At 59.2% G+C, this 21,248-nt stretch carries 20 protein-coding genes and 1 pseudogene; 11 read left to right on the forward strand and 10 right to left on the reverse strand.

What is annotated here, in order from left to right; translation table 11 throughout:
* The first annotated feature begins 12 nt into the window (after window positions 1-12).
* Window positions 13-1,023 carry an ABC transporter ATP-binding protein gene (locus tag CFBP4996_RS04340; protein ID WP_003520823.1) on the forward strand — a complete coding sequence of 337 codons (1,011 nt, stop codon included), beginning with the start codon at window positions 13-15 and terminating at the stop codon, window positions 1,021-1,023.
* A gap of 230 nt (window positions 1,024-1,253) precedes the next feature.
* On the forward strand, window positions 1,254-2,747 hold the full coding sequence (locus CFBP4996_RS04345) for an ABC transporter substrate-binding protein (RefSeq protein WP_080852260.1): 1,494 nt from the start codon (window positions 1,254-1,256) through the stop codon (window positions 2,745-2,747).
* Window positions 2,748-3,178: 431 nt separating this feature from the next.
* On the opposite strand, the gene CFBP4996_RS04350 is transcribed toward CFBP4996_RS04345, so the two are convergent.
* Together CFBP4996_RS04350 and CFBP4996_RS04355 are read right to left on the reverse strand one after the other, a co-directional pair.
* Entirely contained in the window at window positions 3,179-3,433 is a 255-nt protein-coding gene (locus CFBP4996_RS04350) for a heavy-metal-associated domain-containing protein (protein WP_003521591.1), read from the reverse strand.
* A 106-nt stretch (window positions 3,434-3,539) separates the two neighbouring features.
* Window positions 3,540-4,997, reverse strand: coding sequence for a TrkH family potassium uptake protein (locus tag CFBP4996_RS04355; protein WP_170988561.1), 1,458 nt, complete (start codon window positions 4,995-4,997; stop codon window positions 3,540-3,542).
* Window positions 4,998-5,077: 80 nt separating this feature from the next.
* Here CFBP4996_RS04355 and ilvA point away from each other — a divergent pair, with 80 nt between their 5' ends.
* The 3 genes from ilvA to CFBP4996_RS04370 all read left to right on the forward strand — a co-directional run bounded on the left by ilvA (window position 5,078) and on the right by CFBP4996_RS04370 (window position 8,117).
* Complete coding sequence (ilvA, locus tag CFBP4996_RS04360) at window positions 5,078-6,352, forward strand: threonine ammonia-lyase (RefSeq protein ID WP_080852259.1); 1,275 nt, start codon at window positions 5,078-5,080, stop codon at window positions 6,350-6,352.
* 70 nt (window positions 6,353-6,422) lie between these two features.
* The gene (locus CFBP4996_RS04365; RefSeq protein WP_065654027.1) at window positions 6,423-6,734 is read left to right on the forward strand and encodes an HlyU family transcriptional regulator; all 312 of its coding nucleotides are present in this window, start codon (window positions 6,423-6,425) and stop codon (window positions 6,732-6,734) included.
* A gap of 117 nt (window positions 6,735-6,851) precedes the next feature.
* The gene (locus CFBP4996_RS04370) at window positions 6,852-8,117 is read left to right on the forward strand and encodes a GGDEF domain-containing protein (RefSeq protein WP_020811124.1); all 1,266 of its coding nucleotides are present in this window, start codon (window positions 6,852-6,854) and stop codon (window positions 8,115-8,117) included.
* A 42-nt stretch (window positions 8,118-8,159) separates the two neighbouring features.
* On the opposite strand, the gene CFBP4996_RS04375 is transcribed toward CFBP4996_RS04370, so the two are convergent.
* Window positions 8,160-8,777: an FMN-dependent NADH-azoreductase gene (locus tag CFBP4996_RS04375; protein ID WP_003521585.1), complete on the reverse strand. Its 618-nt coding sequence runs from the start codon at window positions 8,775-8,777 to the stop codon at window positions 8,160-8,162.
* A 149-nt stretch (window positions 8,778-8,926) separates the two neighbouring features.
* On the opposite strand from CFBP4996_RS04375, the gene CFBP4996_RS04380 reads away from it, so the two are divergent.
* Together CFBP4996_RS04380 and CFBP4996_RS04385 are read left to right on the forward strand one after the other, a co-directional pair.
* Entirely contained in the window at window positions 8,927-9,895 is a 969-nt protein-coding gene (locus tag CFBP4996_RS04380) for a LysR family transcriptional regulator (RefSeq protein WP_080852258.1), read from the forward strand.
* Between the two features lie 272 nt (window positions 9,896-10,167).
* Window positions 10,168-10,710 carry a DUF2087 domain-containing protein gene (locus CFBP4996_RS04385; protein WP_080852257.1) on the forward strand — a complete coding sequence of 181 codons (543 nt, stop codon included), beginning with the start codon at window positions 10,168-10,170 and terminating at the stop codon, window positions 10,708-10,710.
* A gap of 44 nt (window positions 10,711-10,754) precedes the next feature.
* Here CFBP4996_RS04385 and CFBP4996_RS04390 read toward each other — a convergent pair whose 3' ends face one another.
* The 3 genes from CFBP4996_RS04390 to CFBP4996_RS04400 form a co-directional block, all read right to left on the reverse strand.
* A complete protein-coding gene (locus CFBP4996_RS04390) occupies window positions 10,755-12,743 on the reverse strand; it encodes a bifunctional 2',3'-cyclic-nucleotide 2'-phosphodiesterase/3'-nucleotidase (RefSeq protein ID WP_059752563.1) in 1,989 nt (662 codons plus the stop codon).
* Window positions 12,744-12,950: 207 nt separating this feature from the next.
* Window positions 12,951-13,286: a PilZ domain-containing protein gene (locus CFBP4996_RS04395; protein ID WP_003502271.1), complete on the reverse strand. Its 336-nt coding sequence runs from the start codon at window positions 13,284-13,286 to the stop codon at window positions 12,951-12,953.
* A 97-nt stretch (window positions 13,287-13,383) separates the two neighbouring features.
* Complete coding sequence (locus tag CFBP4996_RS04400) at window positions 13,384-13,851, reverse strand: DUF1203 domain-containing protein (RefSeq protein ID WP_080852255.1); 468 nt, start codon at window positions 13,849-13,851, stop codon at window positions 13,384-13,386.
* Between the two features lie 164 nt (window positions 13,852-14,015).
* On the opposite strand from CFBP4996_RS04400, the gene CFBP4996_RS04405 reads away from it, so the two are divergent.
* Window positions 14,016-14,903, forward strand: coding sequence for a DUF4344 domain-containing metallopeptidase (locus CFBP4996_RS04405; RefSeq protein ID WP_121490274.1), 888 nt, complete (start codon window positions 14,016-14,018; stop codon window positions 14,901-14,903).
* A gap of 54 nt (window positions 14,904-14,957) precedes the next feature.
* Window positions 14,958-15,077: pseudogene (locus CFBP4996_RS04410) on the forward strand (DNA-binding protein); the annotation flags it as partial.
* Window positions 15,078-15,230: 153 nt separating this feature from the next.
* On the opposite strand, the gene sseA reads toward CFBP4996_RS04410, so the two are convergent.
* The 4 genes from sseA to CFBP4996_RS04430 form a co-directional block, all read right to left on the reverse strand.
* Entirely contained in the window at window positions 15,231-16,652 is a 1,422-nt protein-coding gene (gene sseA / locus CFBP4996_RS04415) for a 3-mercaptopyruvate sulfurtransferase (protein WP_080852253.1), read from the reverse strand.
* Window positions 16,653-16,668: 16 nt separating this feature from the next.
* Entirely contained in the window at window positions 16,669-17,406 is a 738-nt protein-coding gene (locus CFBP4996_RS04420) for an alanyl-tRNA editing protein (RefSeq protein WP_080852247.1), read from the reverse strand.
* 12 nt (window positions 17,407-17,418) lie between these two features.
* The gene (locus CFBP4996_RS04425) at window positions 17,419-18,456 is read right to left on the reverse strand and encodes a cysteine synthase A (RefSeq protein WP_080852245.1); all 1,038 of its coding nucleotides are present in this window, start codon (window positions 18,454-18,456) and stop codon (window positions 17,419-17,421) included.
* A gap of 122 nt (window positions 18,457-18,578) precedes the next feature.
* Entirely contained in the window at window positions 18,579-20,018 is a 1,440-nt protein-coding gene (locus tag CFBP4996_RS04430) for a cryptochrome/photolyase family protein (RefSeq protein ID WP_080852243.1), read from the reverse strand.
* Between the two features lie 189 nt (window positions 20,019-20,207).
* Here CFBP4996_RS04430 and CFBP4996_RS04435 point away from each other — a divergent pair, with 189 nt between their 5' ends.
* The gene (locus CFBP4996_RS04435) at window positions 20,208-20,477 is read left to right on the forward strand and encodes a DUF982 domain-containing protein (RefSeq protein ID WP_003521573.1); all 270 of its coding nucleotides are present in this window, start codon (window positions 20,208-20,210) and stop codon (window positions 20,475-20,477) included.
* 135 nt (window positions 20,478-20,612) lie between these two features.
* On the forward strand, window positions 20,613-21,170 hold the full coding sequence (locus tag CFBP4996_RS04440) for a methylated-DNA--[protein]-cysteine S-methyltransferase (protein WP_078054041.1): 558 nt from the start codon (window positions 20,613-20,615) through the stop codon (window positions 21,168-21,170).
* The last annotated feature ends 78 nt before the right edge of the window (window positions 21,171-21,248 follow it).

Consider the following 21,248-nt stretch of genomic DNA (forward strand, 5'->3'; position numbering starts at 1 on the left):
GGGAGGGCGACGATGCTAGCGACAGCGACGACACAGACCCCGCCATCGGCGGAAAACGGCAAGCGACCCTTCGTGGTCGCGAAGAACCTTTGCAAATATTATCCCATATCGGGCTTCGGTCACCGTGTGGTGAAATCCGTCGACGATGTTTCCCTGACCATCGGCGAGGGGGAAGTGCTTGGTCTCGTCGGTGAATCCGGATGCGGCAAAAGCACGGTTGCCGGGCTGATTACGCGGCTGACCCACGCAACGAAAGGCGAGGTCAGCATCGGGCAGAACGATATGCTGCACATGCAGGGCGAGGCGCTGCGGCGCATGCGCCGGGTCGTGCAACTGGTGTTTCAGGACCCTTATTCCGCACTCGATCCGCGCATGCGTATCGGCCAGAGCATGGAAGCGCCGCTTGCCCAGCATGGCATCGGCACGCGCGAGGAGCGCACGGCCCGGGTTTTCCGGATGCTGGAAGAGGTCGGCCTCGACGGCTCTTTTTACGATCGGTATCCGAGCCAGTGTTCCGGCGGACAGTTGCAGCGCGTCGTCATCGGCCGCGCCCTGCTTCTCAATCCGAGCTTCCTTGTCTGCGACGAGCCGACATCGGCGCTCGACGCCTCGATGCGCACGCAGATCCTGAACCTTCTGATGGACATGAAGCGCCGTCACGGTTTGACAGTTCTGATGATTTCCCACGATCTGCGCGTGGTGCGTTATCTCTGCGATCGCATCGCCGTGATGTATCTCGGACGCGTCGTTGAAATCGCCGACCGGGAGGAACTTTTTCGGGCGCCGAAGCATCCCTATACCAAGGCTCTCATAGCATCTTCGATGCTGGACGAGACGGGGTTATATGCACCGGAGATGCTTCTGGACGGCGATCTGCCGAGCCCTCTCAATCCTCCGAACGGCTGCAAATTCCATACCCGCTGCAAATATGCGACCGAGATATGCGGCGAGGTGGAACCCGTTCTGGAAGGCGTTTCCGGCGAGCATTTCGCGCGCTGCCATCGCTGGCGGGAATGGGGCTGACGGACAACGCAGTTACAGTTTTCTGTTGCCGTAAAAACAGATGAATTGTGTGTTTGCGGATTAATATCGGAATAAAATTCCGAGTACAAAACGTAAAATAGATAATATTCGAATGGATAATCGAGAGATATCCATAGGGTATTATTATTGCCTTTGTAATGATTGAGTGAAATTTCGTGAAAATATACGAATTGTGAGCGTTGTCATCAAAAATAAAAGGGGAATATTCTATGATGAAGCACGCACTTTTGGCGTCATGCGCCATTGTGGTTTCGTTTGGAACGCATGCGGCAGAGGCCGCCACGATTACCTATGACGATAATTTCGGTGTGAAGACCGGCTGGCAGATGGCTTCCGACGACGCCTATCTCGGCTCGCGTGCGGGTTGTTTCGAAAGCCTGGTGCGTGTCGGTTATGACATGAAGCTGGAGCCAAGCCTTGCCGAGTCCTGGAAGCAGACTGATCCCAAGGTGTGGGAATTCAAGCTGCGCAAGGGAGTCAAGTTCCAGAACGGCGAACCGCTCGATGCCAAGGCCGCGGTCAATGCACTCAGCAATCTCTTAAAAGCACCCGTGCCCGCCCGTGCCTTCTCTCCGAAGCTGATTGCCGCCGTTGAAGCTGGCGGCGATGATGTGGTGAAGATCACGACGATCGAACCCTCTGTGCTGCTGCCGGCGCAGATGGCAAGCCCCGCCACCTCCATCCTTGCTCCATCCGCCTATAAGGACGGTAAGGTCGATCCCATCGGAACCTGCACCGGACCTTTCAAGATCACCGAGGTCGATCCCAGCCAGCATATGGTTCTGACGGCCAATCACGACTATTGGGGCGGCATGCCGAAACTTTCCGGCGGCCGTGTCAATTTTGTGCCCGATGCCGACACACGCGCCACCCAGGTCCGAACCGGGGAAGCGCAGGTTTCGCGGCTCGTGCCGCCATGGACGGTCAAGACCATCGAATCCACCGATGGCGTCAAGGTCGCGCCAATCCCATCGCCGCGTATCACCGAGTTGCTGCTGAACAATTCAAAGCCGCCTTTCAACAATATCAAGGTGCGCCAGGCGATCCAGGCCGCCATCGATACGGGTGGCATCGCCGAGAGTATCTATGAAGGCGTGGTCAAGGGCGCGACCATGCCTTTTGCGGCCGGCGAACCGTGGGCTGCAAAGGAAACTAAACCCGCCTATGACGTGGAAAAAGCCAAGGATCTGCTGAAAGAGGCGGGCGTTGCACCCGGCAGCCTGAAGGTGACGCTCCTTGCCTATACCGCAAAGACCGAACTCAAGGACGTCGCGGCGATCATCCAGGCGCAGTTGCAGGAAATCGGCATCAAGGTCGATGTCCGCGTTGCCGATTACAGCGCCATCGAGCCCGATATGCTGGCCGGCAACTTCGACATGGCGCTGCTGTCTCGCGGTTACGCCACCGATGTCGCCGAACCGGCCGGTTTCCTGAATGCCGACTATACCTGTGGCGGCAGTTACAACATCTCGCATTATTGCAATGCGGAGACGGACAAGCTGATCAAATCCGCCTATTCGGCGGGTGAACCCGTCAAGCGTTACGCCATTTACGGCGAAGCGGCGAAGAAGATTTATGACGAAGCCGTCTCCGTCTTCCTCATCCACGAGACCGTGTTCGACGCCTATTCGGCCAAGCTCGAAAACTACAAGCCGCATCCGCTGAACTATTTTGTCATGACCAAGGATCTGGCAACGAAGTAAGTTGGTGTGATGGTGCTGATTGAGAGGGACCCGGCTCGCAAGAGCCGGGTCTTTTTTGTGATGAGGCCCTTGAACCTCTCCTCCGTCATTCCGGCCCTGAGCCGGAATCCAGCCAGCCCAAGTCCTTGGGCTTAAAGGAGTCTTCCCGCCGTACAGACTCACGTCGGCTGGATTCCGGCTCAAGGCCGGAATGACGGAGGAGGGGAACAGACAGGTTCACAAGGCCGGTGTGACGGCATGTGATGATTCGCTTCATTAAACTGGGAAAAATCTCCTCCGTTATCCCTGATTGAAAGGGAGAGGGCGTTCGCCATCGGGGAGGAAAGAGGGACGGATGCCGTCCAAAACCCGTCACATAATTCAGCGTGAAGCGGGGCAGGTGGGGCGATCCGGCGGCCGCAGGGATGAAGCGCCGCCGGTATCTCTTCGGATCAGGCGCGCGCTTCCGGCGTATAGCCTGCAGCGGTGATGATTTCGGCAATACGTGCCGCATCGGAGACGCCGCCAACCACAACCGTGCGGCTTGCCGGATCGGCATGCACGGCAGCGCCGGGAACGGTCTTTTCGATCGCGCCCTTGATCACTCCGGCGCAGTGACCGCAGGTCATGTCTTCAACGTGAAAAGAAAGGTCTGCATCAACCGGTGCCGTGGTGGTTTCGGCGTGATGCTGGTGAGCGGTGCACATAGGCGGTTCTCCATGGTTTGGAATTCTAACAGGAGGAGCCTGGACTATTCCAACGTGGGAAGGTCAAGCGCTTTATTCGCGGGCGCTCAACAAGTGTGCCATGACATCAGCTGCGCCAGAAGATCGGCATCAGCAGCACCAGAACCGTCAGGATTTCCAGACGTCCGAGCAGCATCAGGACCGACAGGACATAAAGCGCGGGATCGCTGATGGTGGAGAAATTGCCCGCCGGTCCGATGATCGGGCCGATGCCGGGCCCGACATTGGCGAGCGAGGTCGCCACCGCCGATGTGGCTGTGAGGAAATCATAACCCATCAGGCTTATGGCAAGGCTGCCGGCGATCCAAAGCGCGATGAAACAGCTGACGAACAGGAAGACCGTCCTGATCGTATCGGGATCGACAACCTGCTGGCCGTAACGCACCGAATAGACCGCGTTCGGATAGATCAGCTTCTTCAGCCCCGCCCGCACCGCATTGAACATGATGAGAAAGCGATATGCCTTGATGCCGCCGGCGGTGGAGCCGGAGCAGCCGCCCATGAAGGTTGCGAAAAAGGCGACGATGATGACGAAAGGCCCCCAGAGCGTATAGTCGTCGCTGGCAAATCCACCGGTCGAAAGGATCGAGGTCATATTGAAGAAGGAGTGGCTGAGCGCATCGTCCAGCGGCACGCCGTTCCTCAGATGATGATAGACGCCGACAGCGATGGAAATCGCGCAGAGATAGCCGAGAAAGACGGCGATCTGCGGGTCGCGCAGCGTCTCCAGCCGGCGGCGCACCGCAAGCAGGATCATGACCGAGAAGGGCAGGCTGCCGAAGATCAGGAAGATGGTGGCGATCCACAAGAGCGCCGTGTTGTCGAAATAGGCGAAAGAGGCGTCATGGGTGGAGAAACCGCCGGTCGCGATCGTCGACATGGCATGGTTCAGCGCATCGAAATGCGACATGCCGGCAAAATCGTATGCGACCGTGCAGGCCAGTGTCATGATGATATAGATGCCCACGAAAGCCCGGGTGAAGCTCGCCAGCCGTGCGAAAGGCCGATCGTTGCCGGTATCGGAGGATTCCATACGGAAGAAGGTCATGCCGCCGACGCGCAGCAGCGGCAGGATGAAGAGGCCGAGCGCGACGATACCGATACCGCCGAGCCAGCACAGCAGCGAACGCCACAGAAGGATACCCTGCGGTGCATTGTCGAGACCGGCAATGACGGTCGATCCCGTTGTCGTAATGGCGGAAATGGATTCGAAAAGGGCCTGGGCAAGCGTCAGATCGAGTTCGGACAGATAAAACGGAACCGCGCCGACAATGGAAAAGACCAGCCAGAGCAGGTTGACGAGCAGAAAGCCGAAACGTTTGTTGAAGGCCGCAATCGGCCCGCGCGTCGCCAGCGCGCAGGCAAGCGCAAAGCCCCCGCACATGAAACCCGACAGCGCAAACACCATCCAGTCATCATTGCCGTAATATAGATCGGTGAGCGCCGGCACAAACATGGCCGTCGCCATGTAAAGCCCGAAGATGGACGCCACATATATGACCGAGCGCAGAAGGTTGCTGTTCAAGAAATGAAACCCGGAGTTTGTTGCCGCGCTGAAATGAGTCTTTGTCTCGGACGTCTTCCTATGGCATAGCGGGTGCCATTATGAATTTCAATGGATTGACTATCGTGGACAAGCAGCTTGTGGAAGCAGCGCGGCGAGAAGTGCGGGAAATATTCCCCGAAACGCCGTTGCAGTTGAATGAACATCTCAGCCGTCGGTATGGCGCGTCGATTTGGCTGAAGCGTGAGGATCTGTCCCCGGTTCGTTCCTACAAGATTAGAGGCGCATTCAACTTCCTGCGCAAGGCGGTGGCCAAGGCCGGCAAGGGCAAGGTCTTCGTCTGTGCTTCGGCCGGCAACCATGCGCAGGGCTTTGCTTTCGCCTGCCGTCATTTCGGTGTTCACGGCGTTGTTTTCATGCCGGTGACGACACCGCAACAGAAGATCGAAAAGACCCGCATCTTCGGCGGCGAATTCATCAGCATCCGTCTGGTGGGCGATATATTCGACCAGTGTTACGCCGCTGCCCGCAAATATGTTGAGGACAATGACGGCTACATGGTGCCGCCTTTCGATCATGAGGACATCATCGAAGGTCAGGCGACCGTCGCTGCCGAAATCATGGATCAGCTTCCGGAAGGCACGAAGCCGGATATCGTCGTCATGCCCGTTGGCGGCGGCGGTCTTTCTGCCGGTCTTTCGGGCTTTCTCGCCGGCACGGTCCGCAAGGAGAACTTCGTGTTCTGCGAGCCGGAAGGGGCGCCGAGCCTGAAGAAAAGCCTCGAACGCGGCGAACCGGTGACGCTCACCAAGGTCGACAATTTCGTCGACGGCGCCGCCGTCGCCCGCATCGGCGACCTGAACTTCAAGGCCCTGAAGGATTTTCCGGCCGAGCAGGTCATGCTCATCCCGGAAAACGCCATCTGCGTGACGATCATCGAGATGCTGAACCTCGAAGGCGTGGTGCTGGAGCCGGCCGGTGCGCTGGCGATTGCCGCGCTGGAAAAGCTCGGCCGCGAGAGGCTGGAAGGCAAGACGGTCATCGCCGTGGTTTCCGGCGGCAATTTCGATTTCGAGCGCCTTCCGGATGTGAAGGAACGCGCCATGCGTTATACGGGCGTGAAGAAATACTTCATTCTGCGCCTGCCGCAGCGCCCTGGCGCGCTGCGCGATTTCCTCAACCTGCTCGGCCCGGATGACGATATCGCCCGTTTCGAATATCTGAAGAAATCGGCCCGCAATTTCGGTTCGATCCTGATCGGCATCGAAACCAGCGCGAAGGAAAACTTCGCCGGCCTGCTGGAACGCTTCGAAGCGGCCGGCCTCGGTTATGAAGACATCACCGAAAACGACATCCTGTCGAACCTGATCATCTGATCGGAAGAGGCAGGGAAGGGCGGATCGCCTCCGCCCTTCAAACGTGACATAGATTGAGGGAGTGAAAGCCATGGCATCGTTTTTTTCCAAAATCCTCTCGGCCTTCGGCTCCGGCCAGCCGTCCTCCGACGCGCCGCAGAAGGTCGCCCAGGCGGAGCCGCATGCGCATGGCGACTATCTGATCTATGCGACGCCGATCAAGGAAGGCGGCCAGTTCCGCCTGGCGGGCCGCATCGAAAAAAAGGCCGGCGATGAAGTGCTGGTGCATGAATTCGTGCGCGCCGACGTCTTCACCAGCATGGACGATGCGGTGGAGTTCACGATCCGCAAGGCAAAGCTCATCATCGACCAGAACGGCGCTTCGCTTTTCCCAGGAAAATGATGACGCATTCTTGCCGCGGATATTAAGATTCCGTTGTTTGCTTCGGCCTATCGTCTCTAGAGGGCATGGAGTCGCGCCAATCAACCCGCGCGATATGGATCGATAGGGCATGTGCCGATGCAATGGGCAAATCTGGCCCTCTTTCTGACGGAGGCCATCGTCTATTTTTCGGTAATGACGGCATTCCTTCATTACCGGCATATTCTCGGCATCGGTGTCTTTCTCACCGCGCTGGGCGTCATGCATTTTCTGGAAACCTATCTGGCGGCCGTCTTTTACGTGCAGCTGCCTTTCGGTGTGGCGTCGCCCGGCTCCTCGATCCTTTTTGCCGGCAAGCTGATGATGATCCTCATGCTCTATATGCGGGAGGACGCGGCGGTCGTTCGACAGCCGATCTACGGCCTGTTTCTCGGCAATATAGTGACAGTCGCCATGGCGCAGATCATCCGTTTCCACCAGACGGTGGCGATCGTTCCCGGGCAATCGGTCAGCACCGCATTTCTGGATGAGATGGGCGTGCTGATGGTCTGGGGAACCAGCCTGCTTTATATCGACGCCATCGCCATCATCCTGTTTTACGAAAAGCTGGGGCGTTATCTGCAGCGCCATATCGTGCTGCGCTTCGCGATCTGCGGCGTTGTTATCCTGAGCTTCGATCAGGCAGGTTTTTATGGGGCGCTGCGATTGTTGTTCAACGCACCTCTCGATGTCTTTTACGATGGCTGGAAGGCGAAGATGGCGGCAGTCGGCATCTATTCGCTGCTGTTTGCCACTTATCTCTGGCTGACATCGGCCAAGGGCCGCTTTCTGACACGCCGCAGCGTTGCCGATGTCTTCAACGATCTCACTTTCAGGGAACGTTACGAGGAGCTTCTGTCCCGCTCCGGACGCGATATGCTGACCGGCGTGTCGGACCGCGCCCGCATGGAGCTCGATGCGCCCTCGGTCGTCGTGGAATGCCTTGAGAAAAAGCGGCCGGTCAGCGTGCTGATTGTCGATATCGATCATTTCAAGACCGTCAACGATACGTTCGGGCACCTGCAGGGCGATGAGATCCTGCGGGAATTCGCCGCCGTCCTGAAGCGCGCCGTGCAGCCGCTGGGACATCTCTACCGCTTCGGCGGCGAGGAATTCGTGGCGCTCCTGCCGGCGATGACGCATGAAACGGCGCTGGCATTTTCGGACAGTCTCCGGGCCGCGATCCTTGCGGACCTGCAGCGGCCGGACGGTTCGCCGCTGACCGTCAGTATCGGCGTCGCCACCGCTTTCGAGGATGGACAGCTTTTCCGCGCGCTCTTGTCGGAGGCCGATGCGCGGCTCTATGCGGCAAAAAATAACGGCCGGGACCAGGTCCACGGCCGTTACGGAATGTGGGTCGGCTGATACCGGCAATCCTGGCCGGCATCGCCCAGACATTCAATGGCCTCAGGCGGCCTGCGCCAGCTCGGCAACCTTGGCTTCAGCGGCGGCCACAGCCTTTTCGACGGCTTCGGGACCGAATGCCAGGCCTTCGACATAGATGACTTCCACATCCGTCATGCCCATGAAGCCGAGAACGGTCTTCAGGTAAGGAACGGCATGGTTCATCGAGACCGCTGGGCCTTCGGAGTAAACGCCGGCAGCGGCCAGAACGATATAGACCTTCTTGCCGGTGGCGAGGCCGACCGGGCCGGTTTCGGTGTATTTGAAGGTCTGACCGGCGCGGGCGACATTGTCGATCCACGACTTCAGGCCGGAATAAATGTTGAAATTGATGAGGCCGGTGCCGATGACGACGGTGTCGGCGGCCAGAAGCTCGGTCACCAGCTTGTCGGAATAATCGGCGGCAACCGCTTCTTCGGCGGTGCGCTGGTCGGGCGCCTTGCGGATGGCGGCGGTCTTGACGGTGTCGAGATGCGGGATCGGGTCAGCAGCGAGATCGCGGTGGACAAGGGTGTTGGAAGCCGACTTGGCCTTCAGCTTGTTTGCGAGTTCACCGGCAAACTTGTTCGAAACCGATTCGTCGCCACGCGGGCTGGAGGTGATGAGAAGAATGTTGGACATGGTCTTTCCTTGCATATGCGATGAATTGACGGGCGCCTTGGGAGGGCGGGAGAGCACGATGCCCTTCCTTTGCGCTCTATATGAAAAATTACTGCCATCAAGAAAACTGTGATAATGTGGAAGCAATCTATCGATGAAATGGATGGGACATGGACGCGAACCCGACGCTCGATCAATTGCAGGTATTTTTGACGGTTGCCGAGACCGGCAGTTTTTCCGCCGCGTCACGGGCGCTCAATCGCGCCCAGTCGGTGGTCAGCTACACCATCGCCAATCTCGAGGCGCAGCTTGAAGTGACGCTGTTCGAGCGCAGCGGCGTGCGCCAGCCGAAGCTGACGGATGAAGGCCGCGCCATGCTGGAGGATGCAAGGCGCATCGTCGCCGGCCTGCAGGAGATGCGCGCCCGCGCCAAGGGACTGAAGCAGGGGCTTGAGGCGGAACTCTCGGTCGCCATCAGCACCATGGTGCCGGCGGAGGCCATGGTGGCCGTGCTGCGGGATTTTCGCCAGCAATTCCCAACCGTCACCCTCAGCCTCAATGTCGGCGAGCTGGGCATGGTCATGGAGATGGTGCTCTCCCGCAAGGCCGGTATCGGCATTGGCGGGGCGATGCTGCGCCAGGACGATGAACTCGTCGTCGAAAAGGTCGGCCATTCCTTCATGTTGCCGGTCGTCGCGTCGGATCACCCGCTGGCGCAGATCGAGCGGCCGCTGGGCCTTGCCGATGTGCGCGAGGAGGTTCAGCTTGTCGTCACCGATGCATCCGGCCTGACCAAGGGCCGCGATTTCAATGTGCTTTCCTACAAGACATGGCGGGTCAGCGATATCGCCACAAAATACCAGCTCATCAAGGGCGGTCTGGGTTGGGGCGGCCTGCCCGCATCGATCGTCCGTAACGACATCACCAATGGCAGCCTCAAGGCGCTTGAACTCGAGGCCTATGAACAGGGCGAATATCCGCTCTTTGCGCTGCGGCGGGTCGATTCACCCGCCGGCCCTGCCGGCCAATGGCTTGCCGAAGCATTTCAGCAACGCCTCTCTGCCTGCCCGAACCACAAGGATTTCAACGGGATGCTTGCGGCGCACAAGCAGAGGACCATTTCTGTCGCCGCTGAGTGACATTGCCTAATTATATCTGGACCGAGCGGGGCCGGCTTCTCCCCGGCGGGGAGACGAAACGCGCGGCAACCTCGGCGCTATGCCAGCAAGGCCAATTGACGTGGGCGGGCCGCCTGCCTATACCTAAATCACGGTCAGCAGTTCACCGAGGCATCGCCGTCCCGCAAGGGAAGCTAAACCTGCATTTTTAAAGTTTGACAGCACTTATCCCGTGCCATGTCGGAAGCCGGCGATCAGCGACACCTTTTCGGAATGGCACTTGAGGGTAAGTCATGCCACGTTCGATCCTTTCCATTGATATCGCCGACCTCTCGACTTTCGCCAAATCCGTCCGCGAGCAGATCGGCAGGCTGGACCGAAAGCCAAGCCATGTGGAGATGCTCAATCTTCTGAGCCGGGCTGCCGGGTTCCGAAATTTCCAACACTTGCGAGCCTCGCGCGAGCCATCCGATGACAGCGGACCATCCCGGCCAGAGATGCTGCCGGCAGCCAATGAGGGCAGGGTGCTGAAGACCGTTCGTGTCTTCGACGCTGCCGGCCGGCTGATACAATGGCCGGCCCGCCGCTCGCAGCAGGAACTGTGCCTCTGGTATCTATGGGCGAAAATTCCCGCCGGGCGGAGCTTTTCAGAGCGCGAATTCAGCAGCTTTCTGGATAGTCTGCACCTGTTCGGGGATGCGGCCATGCTGAGGCGCGACATGGTCGGCCTGAAGCTCATCCGCCGTAACCGTGACGGCAGCGATTATCGGCGCATCGAGCAGAAACCGCCATTGGAACTGCCGCTTCTGCTGCGAGCGCTCGGTGGGCGCGAATAGGGAAATGCCCTCCCGACGACAAGTCGGCGGGCGGGCCTCTATCGTTAAAGAACCAGACGGAACTTCGCGAAACCTTCCGCGCCGTCGCCGGCATCCTCGATCTTTGCGCCCTTTATATCGGCCGCATAGTGGCGGCCCTTGGGGCCGGTTTCGAAGATCGCCGTGGTATCGGCCACCGGGGCGAAGGACCAGTTTGCATCCGCAGACGGGTTGATGGTGCCCTGATCGATGATATAGCGCACGATGACATCGCGGTTGGTATCGGGGGCCACGAAGATCACCTTGTCGCCGGCGATATCGGGGAATTTGCCGCCGCCGCTCGCCCGGTAATTATTGGTCGCCACCACGAATTTCTGCTCGGGATCGATCGGCTTGCCTTCAAATTGCAGGTTGACGATGCGGTTGCTGTCCGGGTTGACCGCCTTGCCGTCCTTGTCGAATTTCGCCGGTTTGGAAATGTCGATCTGATAGGTCACGCCGTCGATGACATCGAAATTATAGGACGGGAAGTCCGCATTCAGCAGCGGCGCATCCTTGGCGCCGGCCTCGACAGTGTTGAACATGCCGGCCGACATTTCCAGCCAGTTCTTCACCTGCGCACCGTTGATCAGCACCGCCTGCACCGTGTTGGGGTAGAGGTAAAGATCGGCGACGTTCTTGATGGCGATGTCACCGGCGGGGACATCGGTATAATAATCCGCACCGCCGCGACCGCCGGACTTGAAGGGGGCTGCCGCCGAAAGCACGGGCAAATCCTTATATTGCCCTTCCTTCAGCATGTCCTTGATGTACCAGGTCTGGGCATTGGAGACGATCTGCACGGAAGGATCGTCGGCCACCAGCGCGAAATAGGAATAGAGCGGCGCGGAGGTCTTGCCGACGGGACGGCGCACATAGGCAAGGGCCGCCTCGTGATCGGCCTTGGCGGCGGCGAGGACTTCCGCCTTGTCGGTGAAATCGGCGACGACCTTGCGGTTTTCGTCGCGGTGGTAGATCGGCCGGGCTTCGGAGGTGAAGTCGACGATCTTCCAGCTCTTGCCGTCCTTTTCGAGCAGAAGGTCGATGAGGCCCATATGCGAGCCCCAGAAACCGGCCATTACCGCCGGCTTGCCCATCAGCGTGCCCTTGACGGCATCCGCACCCTCGATGCCGTCCCAGGTCTTCGGACCTGGGAAGACCAGATGCTGGTGGCCGGTGAAGATCGCGTCGATGCCTTCGACACCTGCCAGATAAAGCGAGGCGTTTTCCATGCGCTCGGTCTGGCCCTTGCCGTCGATACCCGAATGGGAAAGGGCGATGACGATATCCGCCCCTTCCTCTTTCATGACCGGAACCCAGGCTTTCGCCGCCTCGACGATATCGCGCGTCTGCGCCTTGCCTTCGAGGTTCTTGGAATCCCACATCATGATCTGCGGCGGCACGAAGCCGATGATGCCGACCTTGACCGGGCTCGTCACGCCGCCGCCGTCGCGGATCTGCTTTTCCAGAATGACATAGGGCTTGAAGAACAGCTCGTCGTTCTTCGGATCGGAAGCAAGCTGGCCCTTGGTGAGGTTGGCGCAGACGTAAGGGAAACCCGCACCCGCCAGCGTGTTCGACATATAGTCGAGACCGTAATTGAATTCGTGGTTGCCGAGCGTGCCGCAATCGTAACCCAGCACGTTCATGGCGTTGATCACGGGGTGCTTGTCGCCGGCCTTCATGCCGCGCTCATAGGCGATATAGTCGCCGAGCGGGTTGCCCTGCAGGAAGTCGCCATTGTCCACCAGCATCGAGTTTCCGGCTTCGGCGCGGATGGTGTCTATGATCGAGGCGGTGCGCGCCAGTCCCATCGTGTCGTTCGGCTTGTCGGCGTAATAATCATAGGGAAAGACGTGAACATGGATATCGGTCGTTTCCATGATGCGCAGATGCGCCTGGTTGGCCGCCGCACGCGCAGCAAAAGGGTGCAGCATCACCAGCGCCGAGGAGGCTGCGATGCCGCCCAGAAGCGAACGCCGGGTAATGGGGTGGAGAGCGAGAAGCGACGACATGGGAACTCCTTCGGATGAAGCTTGCTCTGTCTTGAAAAATGACAGGGTAGAAGCAATCGCAGAGGAGTCCATCACCAAAATGACAGGCCCGTGACAGACGGGCCGGTTTTCAACCGTTTGATAAATTTTTTATCGCGGGAGTGCGGCGCAGGTGTCGCCGCACCGGAGAATACGCATCCTCCGTTCTGTGCATTGCCGTGCTCAGGATCAGCGGGCGAGGGTCGGTTTCACTTCTTCGTGGAAGAAGCGGAAATAGGAGGAGAGCTGCGCCAGCGTGTTGGTGGAAAGCTTGAGCTGCAGGCCGAGGCGGTTCATGTGCTGCCATTGCACGACGCCCTCGATGAAGCCCAGATCCTCACTCTGCACCTTGACCCGGCTGCCCTTGGCGGCGGCGAAAGGTCCGTCCAGCTCGAGCGCCATTCCGGTGGCGGAAAGATCGACCACACGCCCTCTGGTCGACTGGCTGAAATAATGCACGGTCGCAAAAATCCTGGTCTTGCTGCGGGGCGCGGTCCGGGTCGCCATATTGAGGTTGTTTGTCATTTTGCTGCTCAAATCAATTGTTTCCGATACCTGCATCATGGCGCGGAAAACTTGAGAGCCGTTTAGTTCTTCTCTTAAAATTGCATGTAATTGCCGATTATGCTGTGTCGATACGGCACTGATAGCAATTATTGCGGGCGGAGCGCACATGCACATAAGCGACATCCGCGCGCTCCAGAAGGTGTCGCGCGCGAGAAACGATCTCGCCTGTCGCCGTCACCGCGCCGGTGCCGTAGACGATGCGGTCATCGGCTCCATAACCGCGCACGATATAATCGGGGCTCTCCAGCATCGGCGGAATGGCCTGCGTCTGCGGATAGCGCTCACAGGCGTCGGCATGCACAAACACCGGGCCCGTTTCCGCATAGGGCTGCAGCGAGGGAAAGGGCCGGTAGGCGAGGATCAGCATCCCTTCGCCTTCCCCGATCTGACAAAGGCAGTGGCGGCAGGGCATGCCGCCGGGAGAAACGGCTTTCTCCGGCGGATTGCCATAGGCGTCGGCGGCTCCAGACCGGTAGGCTTCGGCTTCCTTAGCCGGCATTGCAGTGAAAACGAGATCGGTCATGGCGGAGACCTCCTGGGTTGGGATCGGCGTTGCTTCTTTGCAGCTATGGTCCCGAAATGGATCACTATCCACCCGATTCTTGACAGGCGATGCAACCAGCCCATTGCGTGACTCGTTAGCTTCGGGAATCAGTGACGCTCCTCGATCCCGGAAGGTCTGATTTTATGTTCCGTCGTTTTCTGGCCGCCGTTCCGCTGGCTTTCGTTTCGTTGACGGCTCCGCTTGAGGCCGAGGCGCAGGTCGCCTCCGGTCTCGATGGCCTGTCCGACGAACAGCTTCAGCAGGCGGTCAATTTCGTCATCGGCAATGCGATCTTCTCGCTTTATCACGAGGGCGCGCGCATGCTGATCTCGGATTTCGGAACGGCGGACACGGCAAGTGTGCAGGCGCCGGCCGATCAACTGGCTGGCACGCTCATCCTCCAGGCCAACGAGGAATGGCTCGACACCGCGCTCGTCAATGCTACCGACAGCTGGTATCTGGCGCGTGAGGCAGAGACTTTGCCTGAGCACGAAGCCCCGGTCTTTTCCGCGCTGGTGCCCGACAGGAGCCGCGATCGCAACATGGCCTGCCTGATGGTCGGTCGTGACAAGGACGGTTATGGCGATCTGGCCGCCATGATGGGGCTCAACAATGCCGAATTCGGCAAATGCGCCGCCGCCTATCCGGGCGTCGCTTCGGCCTGGGAGAACTTTCTCTCGCCCCACCGCAGCCAGACGCCTTCCAGATTCTCCGTCAGCTACGTGCCGCCGCGCGACCCGGATCTTGAGCCCTACGCCATCATGATCAAGGAATCGAAGGTTCTCGATCTCATCAGCCGCAGCTTCAGCAGCTATGGCCTGAAGGGGGACGTCAAGCTGACGGCCAAGTCCTGCGGCCGTCCCGATGTCTACTGGTCGGCGGAAAAGCGCGAGATCACCTATTGCTATGAACTCGGCAAGTTCCAGGCGGAACTGATTGCCGATCACCTGCTGAACACCGTCACGGAAGACAAGGGCGCTGCCGGCGGGCAAATCCCGACGGCCGCCGCAAATCTGGAACGGGAAATCTGAGGCCAGATTGTCGGACGCTGGCAATCCGGCTTCCCGATATGGGAGGAGAGTGCCGTGCCGAAAGCTGTCGTTCGCAATTTCGCCATCTCGCTTGACGGATATGACGCGGGGCCAGACCAGAGTCTGCAGAACCCGCTGGGTGTGAACGGCGAAGAGTTGCACCAATGGCTTGTCCCAGGAATCAAGCCGACGCGCGTCTGCGCGGCGAGAGAGTCCTTTTCAGCCCAAGGACTTGGGCTGACTGGATTCCTGTGACGAGCACAGGAATGAGGGGGGACTAGACACTCCTTATCGGAGAATGGCACGCGTTGCTCTCAAGGGCGCTACTCAGTTGCGCAGCGATATCTCCAGAAGCTCGGTATCGGCAAGCGGCTCCACCCAGGCCTCATAGGTGCCGACGGGCGAAAAGCCCATCATCTGGTAAAGCTGCAGCGCGCGCGGATGGTCGAGCGTGTTGGTGGTCACCGTCACCCGTTGCGGATTGTCCTGCCAGGCGGCGTAAAGCGCCTGCAACAGGAACCATTTGCCGACGCCTGCGCCGATCGCCTCTTCGAGCAGCCCGAAATAGGAAAGCTCGGTCACCTCGTCGCTCGCCTTGTTCAGTTCGAAGAAACCGGCGGGCGCACCGTTCATATAGAGAACCGTAACGCTGTTTTTCGGATCGCGCAGAATGGCGGAAAGCTCCGCATCGCTCATGCGCATGCGCTTCTGCCAGTGCCAGCGTTTCCCCACCCGCCAGTAAAGATAGCGGTAGAAATGCAGGGGAATATTGTTGACCCGCATCAGCGCCGTCTGGATGTTCACGGGGATCGGCAGGCTGACTTTCGGCGGAGCCGTCATTTCCAGCTGCGTCACATGCGCCTTCAGCGGTCCGTGCGACAGTGCGGGGATTGCATCCGCCGGACCGGTAACCACCGGCGTATCCTGCAATCCGCCCCATTCCGACCATGAGCCGTCGTAAAGCGAATTATCCTTGTGACCGAGCGATTCCAGCGCAAGCGTAATGACGGCGGCGGTGACGCCCGAACCGCAACTGGTGACGACGGGCTTCGAAAGATCGATACCGGCATCGGTCACCATCTTGCGGATGGCGGTGAGGTCCTTGAAGTGGCCGTTTTCGGAAAAGGCTGTCGCGGGCAGACTGCGCGCGCCGGGCATGTGGCCGGAACGCATGCCGGCACGCGGTTCGGCCTCGTCGCCGGTAAAGCGTCCGGCGCCACGGGCGTCGGCAATCTGCTTTTCACCGCTGTCGACGATGCCGCGCATGGCGCCAAGCGAGGTTACGCGCTTTTCGTTGAAATCAGGCGTAAAGGTTGCCGGCTCGATTTCCGGCGTACCCGCCTCAAGCGGCCGGCCTTCGCGCTTCCAGCCGTCGAGACCACCATCCAGCACATAGGCCTTGCGCACGCCCATCACCCGGAGCATCCACCACACGCGCGGCGCGGAAAAGAAACCGGGACCATCGTAAACCACGATCGTATCGGTGTCGCTGAGGCCAAGCGCGCCAGCCTGTTCCGCGAAGAATTCCGGCGAGGGCAGGGAATGCGGCAGGCCGGTGGTATGATCGGCGATTTTGTCCTGATCGAAAAATACCGCGCCGGGCAAATGGCCGGCTGCGAATTCTTCCGCACCGTTGCGCTTGTGCGCCGGCAGATACCAGGAGGCATCAACGACACGAAACCCGGCCGTGCCGAGCTGCTTTTCCACCCAGTCCGCCGAAACGACGAAACGGCTCTTATCCGTGCTCACGATGTTTCTCCCAATCTCAGGCAACAGCTTCAGGCGCGCCGAAACGAATGCGGAACCGCCTGTTCTCCTTGCCCTTCTTTTCTATCTTGGCAATGTGAATATCGCCCACTTCCTGCGTTTCGGAAACATGGGTGCCTCCGCAGGGCTGGCTGTCGATGCTGGAATTTTCGCCGATGCAGACGAGGCTGACCCGGCCAAGGCCCATCGGTGGGCGCACATTCTTGGATTTGACGATGCCCGGATTGGCCTGCAGCTCCTCGTCGGTGATCCATTGCAGGAAGACGGGATGGTTGGCTTTCACCAGCTCCATCAGCTTTGCCGTCACTTCGTCCTTGTCGATGGTTTCCGACATGTCGAAATCGACACGCGATTCATCCTCGCCGACGGCGGCTCCGGTGATCGGCCACTGGCAGACGACAGAGAGCAGATGGCAGGCGGTGTGCATCCGCATCAGCTTGTAGCGACGCGGCCAGTCCACATGCAGGGTGAGTTTTTCGCCGACTTCAGGAGAAGGCTGGCCTTCGAGCGGCACATGGATGATCACGCTCTTGTCGGAACCGTTTTTGGTAATGCCGAGTTCGATGCGCGAACCATCGGCCCGCTCAAGAAAGCCGCTATCGCCCGGCTGGCCGCCGGAGGTGGCGTAAAAGCAGGTTTGATCCAGCTCGATGCCGCCATCCTCATGCACCGCCGTGACGATCGCTTCTGCGGTGGAAAGATAAAAATCGTCACGGAACAGGGCATTCACAGGCATGTCGGCATGTCCTCAAACGGTTTCGTACGGAACCGCAATCTCGCTTTTCGTCGCCAGCCATTGCGGAACCGGAAGCCCCTTGGAGCGCAGGAAATCCGGATTGAACAGCTTCGACTGATAACGATTGCCGTAGTCGCACAGTATGGTCACGATTGTATGCCCCGGACCAAGCTCGCGGGCAAGGCGGATTGCACCGGCAATGTTGATGCCGGAGGAACCACCGAGGCAAAGGCCCTCTTTCGTAACCAGATCGAACAGCACCGGCAGCGCCTCCGCATCCGAAATGCGATAGGAAAAGTCGGGCGTAAAACCTTCCAGATTGGCGGTGATGCGTCCCTGTCCGATGCCTTCGGTGATGGAGGAGCCTTCGGATTTCAGCACGCCGTTCTTGTAGAATTCGTAAAGGGCTGCGCCTTCGGGATCGGCAAGGCCGATCTTGATATCAGGGTTGAAATCGCGCAGGCCGTCGGCCACACCCGCAAGCGTTCCGCCGGAACCGACCGAGCATATGAAACCGTCGACCTTGCCATCCGTCTGATCCCAGATCTCAGGCGCCGTCGTCTCGATATGGGCCTGACGGTTGGCGATATTGTCGAACTGGTTGGCCCAGACCGCGCCGTTTTCATCGGTTGCGGCAAGCTGTTTCGCCAGCCGGCCGGAGACCTTCACGTAATTGTTCGGATTGGAATAGGGCGCGGCCGGAACCTCGACCAGCTTCGCACCGAGCAGTTTCAGCGCGTCCTTCTTTTCCTGGCTCTGCGTCTCGGGAATGACGATGACCGTCTTGTAGCCCAGCGCATTGGCGACCAGCGACAGGCCGATGCCGGTATTGCCCGCAGTACCTTCCACGATGGTGCCGCCGGGCCGCAATTGTCCGCGCCGTTCGGCGTCGCGGATGATGTAGAGCGCGGCGCGATCCTTCACCGACTGACCGGGATTGAGGAACTCCGCCTTGCCGAGGATTTCACACCCCGTCGCTTCAGAGGCGGCTTTCAGACGGATGAGCGGCGTATTGCCGATAGCACTGAGCGCAGAGGAGTGAATGGTCATGATTGAGCCTTCTTGTCTGAGCGGAAATTAGGTGCCGTTATGTCCCGTTACAACCGCTTCAACGCAAGAAATTATCTTCCCGGCTTTGGCTTAGCCACGCAAAATTTTGCCGATACCCAATTTTATGCGTTCTTCTTGACGTCGGCATAGGCCGCAAGCGCTCTTTCCCGCGCTTTTCCATGGTCGACAATCGGCAGCGGATAGGTCTTGCCAAGCTCGATGCCCGCCTTCTTCAAGGCCTCTTTCGGCGCTTCGAACGGCTTGTGGATGTATTTTCGCTCGAGCTTTTCAAGCTCCGGCACGAAACGGCGCACATAATCGCCATCGGTGTCGAATTTTTCGCCCTGCAATATGGGGTTGAAGATGCGGAAAAACGGTGAGGCATCCGCACCCGAACCCGCCACCCATTGCCAGTTGGCGGCGTTGGAGGCCGGGTCCGCATCGACCAGCGTATCGCGGAACCATTTCTCGCCCTTCCGCCAGTCGATCAGCAGATGTTTGATGAGAAAGGACGCCACGATCATGCGCACCCGGTTGTGCATGGTGCCGTGTTTCCACAATTGCCGCATGCCGGCATCGACGATGGGGTATCCTGTCATGCCGCGCGTCCACGCCGTGAAGGATTTTTCATCGTCTCGCCAGCGGAAGGCGTCGAAACTGTCGTTCCAGTTCTTCTCGTCGAGTTCGGGAAAATGAAACAGCAGGTGATAGCAGAATTCGCGCCAGACGATTTCCTTGCGAAAACGGCTGATATCGTTTGAGGCGATATGGCGGGAAAGCCCCTTCGTCGCGTGCCAGACGGTAGAAGGCGATATTTCGCCGGACGCCAGATGCGGGGAAAGCAGAGAGGTGGCGTCCTTTGCCGGAAAGTCGCGGCCTTCTTCATAACCCTTCAAAGCGCCATCGATGAAATCGTCAAGTTTTTCCCGCGCCCCGCTTTCGCCGGGAGACCATATGTCGCTGAAGTGTTTCGCCCAGTCCGGCTTGGTGGGTAACAGTTTCCAATCGCCAGGCTTTTCCGATTTCGGCCACGTCTTCGGCGCCTTCAGACCCTTCGGCGCATCCGCCGGCGCATGTGGCTCCTCGCCGCCCTCCAGCGCCCGCCAGAAGGGCGTATAGACCCGGTAGGGACCGCCGGATTTCGTCTGCAGCCTCGATGGCTCATGCAGCAGATGGCCGGAAAAGCTGCGGACCGTCAGACCGTCATCCCGAAGCGTTTGTTTCAGCGCCTTGTCTGTCGCCATGCCGGCGGGATCGTATCGGCGGTTCCAGAATACCGCTTCTGCACCGGTTTCGGATATCAGATGGCGCAATGTCTTGCCGGCGTCGCCGCTGAGAAGCACGAGGCGACTGTCGATTTTCTCCAGTGCGGCGGCGAGGGACGTGAGGGAGTGGTGAAGCCACCATTCCTGTGCGCCGCCCAGCGGGCCGCATGATTTTTCCCTTATATAGACTGGGATGACGGGGCCGCCATGCTCCACGGCGGCAAGCAGGGCGAGATTGTCCGAAAGGCGCAGGTCCTTGCGGAACCAGACGATGGCGGGGGAGGCTGTTGTCGGCATGAAAGGACCCGGTTCACTTCCGCTTGAACGAGTGTTGAAACGCTTTGTTCCGCAAATCGGCTAGAATGGAAAGATGGAGGCGCATGGTTTTTCGAGGGTTATTTTTTCGCCCTTGAAACCGCTGATAAAGGGAACCAACTGGAGGAGCCGGCGTTTGTCGCGGGTTAATAGAGCATGGAAGTGCAATCAATGTTGCTGAATGACGTTAAGTGGGAAAAGCCCGTTACCATCTCCCTTGAAAACGGTGCTCCCCGGATTTTCAATGGCGTTTACGAAGCCTTCGATTTTCTCCAGCACGAATGGCCTGAGCGTGGCGACAAGGTGCATGAACAGGCGCTGCGTCTGTGCCGCGCCTCGCTGATGGGCGACGTGGCGGGGGAAATTGCCCGCACGGCCTTCGTTGCCGCCAGCCGGCAGGCGCAGTGCCTTGTGGAAGAACCGGGCAAAATCGCGTCCTGAACGGATTTTCGGAACTGATGCGTATAAGGCCACCCGCCCAAAACGGGTGGCCTTGTTTGTTGAGAAGCAGGAAACGGGTTGTTTCGAATGCGGGATATGGCATCGTGCATGCGAAAAAGCGGATGAGCGACGGCAATGAGCAACCACTACGGCTATATTGTTTTTCCCACAGCCCTCGGCCATTGCGGTCTCGCATGGGCGGGGCGGGGCATCGTACGTCTGCAATTGCCCGGCTCTGATGCCGGCGAGACCGAAAAACTTCTCCAGAAGCGCCTGCCATCCGCCTCAATCGCCGTTCCCGAAACACGCACGCGTGAGGTGATTGCGATGATCACCCGTTATTTCGGCGGCGAGGAGATCGATTTTACCGCCGTCGAACTCGATCTCGCCGGGCAGGAGCGTTTTTTCCTCGATGTTTACGCCGTTGCGCGGCAGATCGGCTGGGGTGACACGACGACCTATGGCGGCATCGTAAAGACCCTCGGTCTCGGCATGGAAAAGGCCCGCGATGTCGGTCAGGCCATGGCGAAAAATCCGGTGCCGCTGATCATTCCCTGCCACCGGGTTCTCGCCGCCGGCGGCAGGCTTGGCGGCTTCTCCGCACCGGGCGGAACCACCACCAAATTGCGTATGCTGGATCTCGAAAATGCCGGCCGCAGCCGCACTGACGAGGCGCAGGGCAGCCTGTTTTGAAGCAATGACAGATCAGCGCACATGAATAGGCGTCTGATTTCTGCCCATTTCTCGTCAAATTGTCGCTAAATTGTCACA

Source organism: Agrobacterium leguminum (assembly GCF_005144435.2).
Classification (GTDB): Bacteria; Pseudomonadota; Alphaproteobacteria; order Rhizobiales; family Rhizobiaceae; genus Agrobacterium; species Agrobacterium leguminum.

What these genes read in the sequence shown, in the direction of transcription:
- CFBP4996_RS04350 (WP_003521591.1), bottom strand. Translation starts at nt 3,433, where the DNA reads ATGTGCACCGCTCACCAGCATCACGCCGAAACCACCACGGCACCGGTT.
- CFBP4996_RS04380 (WP_080852258.1), top strand. Translation starts at nt 8,927, where the DNA reads ATGGACGCGAACCCGACGCTCGATCAATTGCAGGTATTTTTGACGGTT.
- CFBP4996_RS04400 (WP_080852255.1), bottom strand. Translation starts at nt 13,851, where the DNA reads ATGACCGATCTCGTTTTCACTGCAATGCCGGCTAAGGAAGCCGAAGCC.
- CFBP4996_RS04430 (WP_080852243.1), bottom strand. Translation starts at nt 20,018, where the DNA reads ATGCCGACAACAGCCTCCCCCGCCATCGTCTGGTTCCGCAAGGACCTG.
- CFBP4996_RS04385 (WP_080852257.1), top strand. Translation starts at nt 10,168, where the DNA reads ATGCCACGTTCGATCCTTTCCATTGATATCGCCGACCTCTCGACTTTC.
- CFBP4996_RS04345 (WP_080852260.1), top strand. Translation starts at nt 1,254, where the DNA reads ATGATGAAGCACGCACTTTTGGCGTCATGCGCCATTGTGGTTTCGTTT.
- CFBP4996_RS04365 (WP_065654027.1), top strand. Translation starts at nt 6,423, where the DNA reads ATGGCATCGTTTTTTTCCAAAATCCTCTCGGCCTTCGGCTCCGGCCAG.
- CFBP4996_RS04395 (WP_003502271.1), bottom strand. Translation starts at nt 13,286, where the DNA reads ATGACAAACAACCTCAATATGGCGACCCGGACCGCGCCCCGCAGCAAG.
- CFBP4996_RS04340 (WP_003520823.1), top strand. Translation starts at nt 13, where the DNA reads ATGCTAGCGACAGCGACGACACAGACCCCGCCATCGGCGGAAAACGGC.
- ilvA (WP_080852259.1), top strand. Translation starts at nt 5,078, where the DNA reads ATGAATTTCAATGGATTGACTATCGTGGACAAGCAGCTTGTGGAAGCA.
- CFBP4996_RS04370 (WP_020811124.1), top strand. Translation starts at nt 6,852, where the DNA reads ATGCAATGGGCAAATCTGGCCCTCTTTCTGACGGAGGCCATCGTCTAT.
- CFBP4996_RS04425 (WP_080852245.1), bottom strand. Translation starts at nt 18,456, where the DNA reads ATGACCATTCACTCCTCTGCGCTCAGTGCTATCGGCAATACGCCGCTC.
- CFBP4996_RS04440 (WP_078054041.1), top strand. Translation starts at nt 20,613, where the DNA reads ATGAGCAACCACTACGGCTATATTGTTTTTCCCACAGCCCTCGGCCAT.
- CFBP4996_RS04435 (WP_003521573.1), top strand. Translation starts at nt 20,208, where the DNA reads ATGTTGCTGAATGACGTTAAGTGGGAAAAGCCCGTTACCATCTCCCTT.
- CFBP4996_RS04390 (WP_059752563.1), bottom strand. Translation starts at nt 12,743, where the DNA reads ATGTCGTCGCTTCTCGCTCTCCACCCCATTACCCGGCGTTCGCTTCTG.
- CFBP4996_RS04405 (WP_121490274.1), top strand. Translation starts at nt 14,016, where the DNA reads ATGTTCCGTCGTTTTCTGGCCGCCGTTCCGCTGGCTTTCGTTTCGTTG.
- CFBP4996_RS04375 (WP_003521585.1), bottom strand. Translation starts at nt 8,777, where the DNA reads ATGTCCAACATTCTTCTCATCACCTCCAGCCCGCGTGGCGACGAATCG.
- CFBP4996_RS04420 (WP_080852247.1), bottom strand. Translation starts at nt 17,406, where the DNA reads ATGCCTGTGAATGCCCTGTTCCGTGACGATTTTTATCTTTCCACCGCA.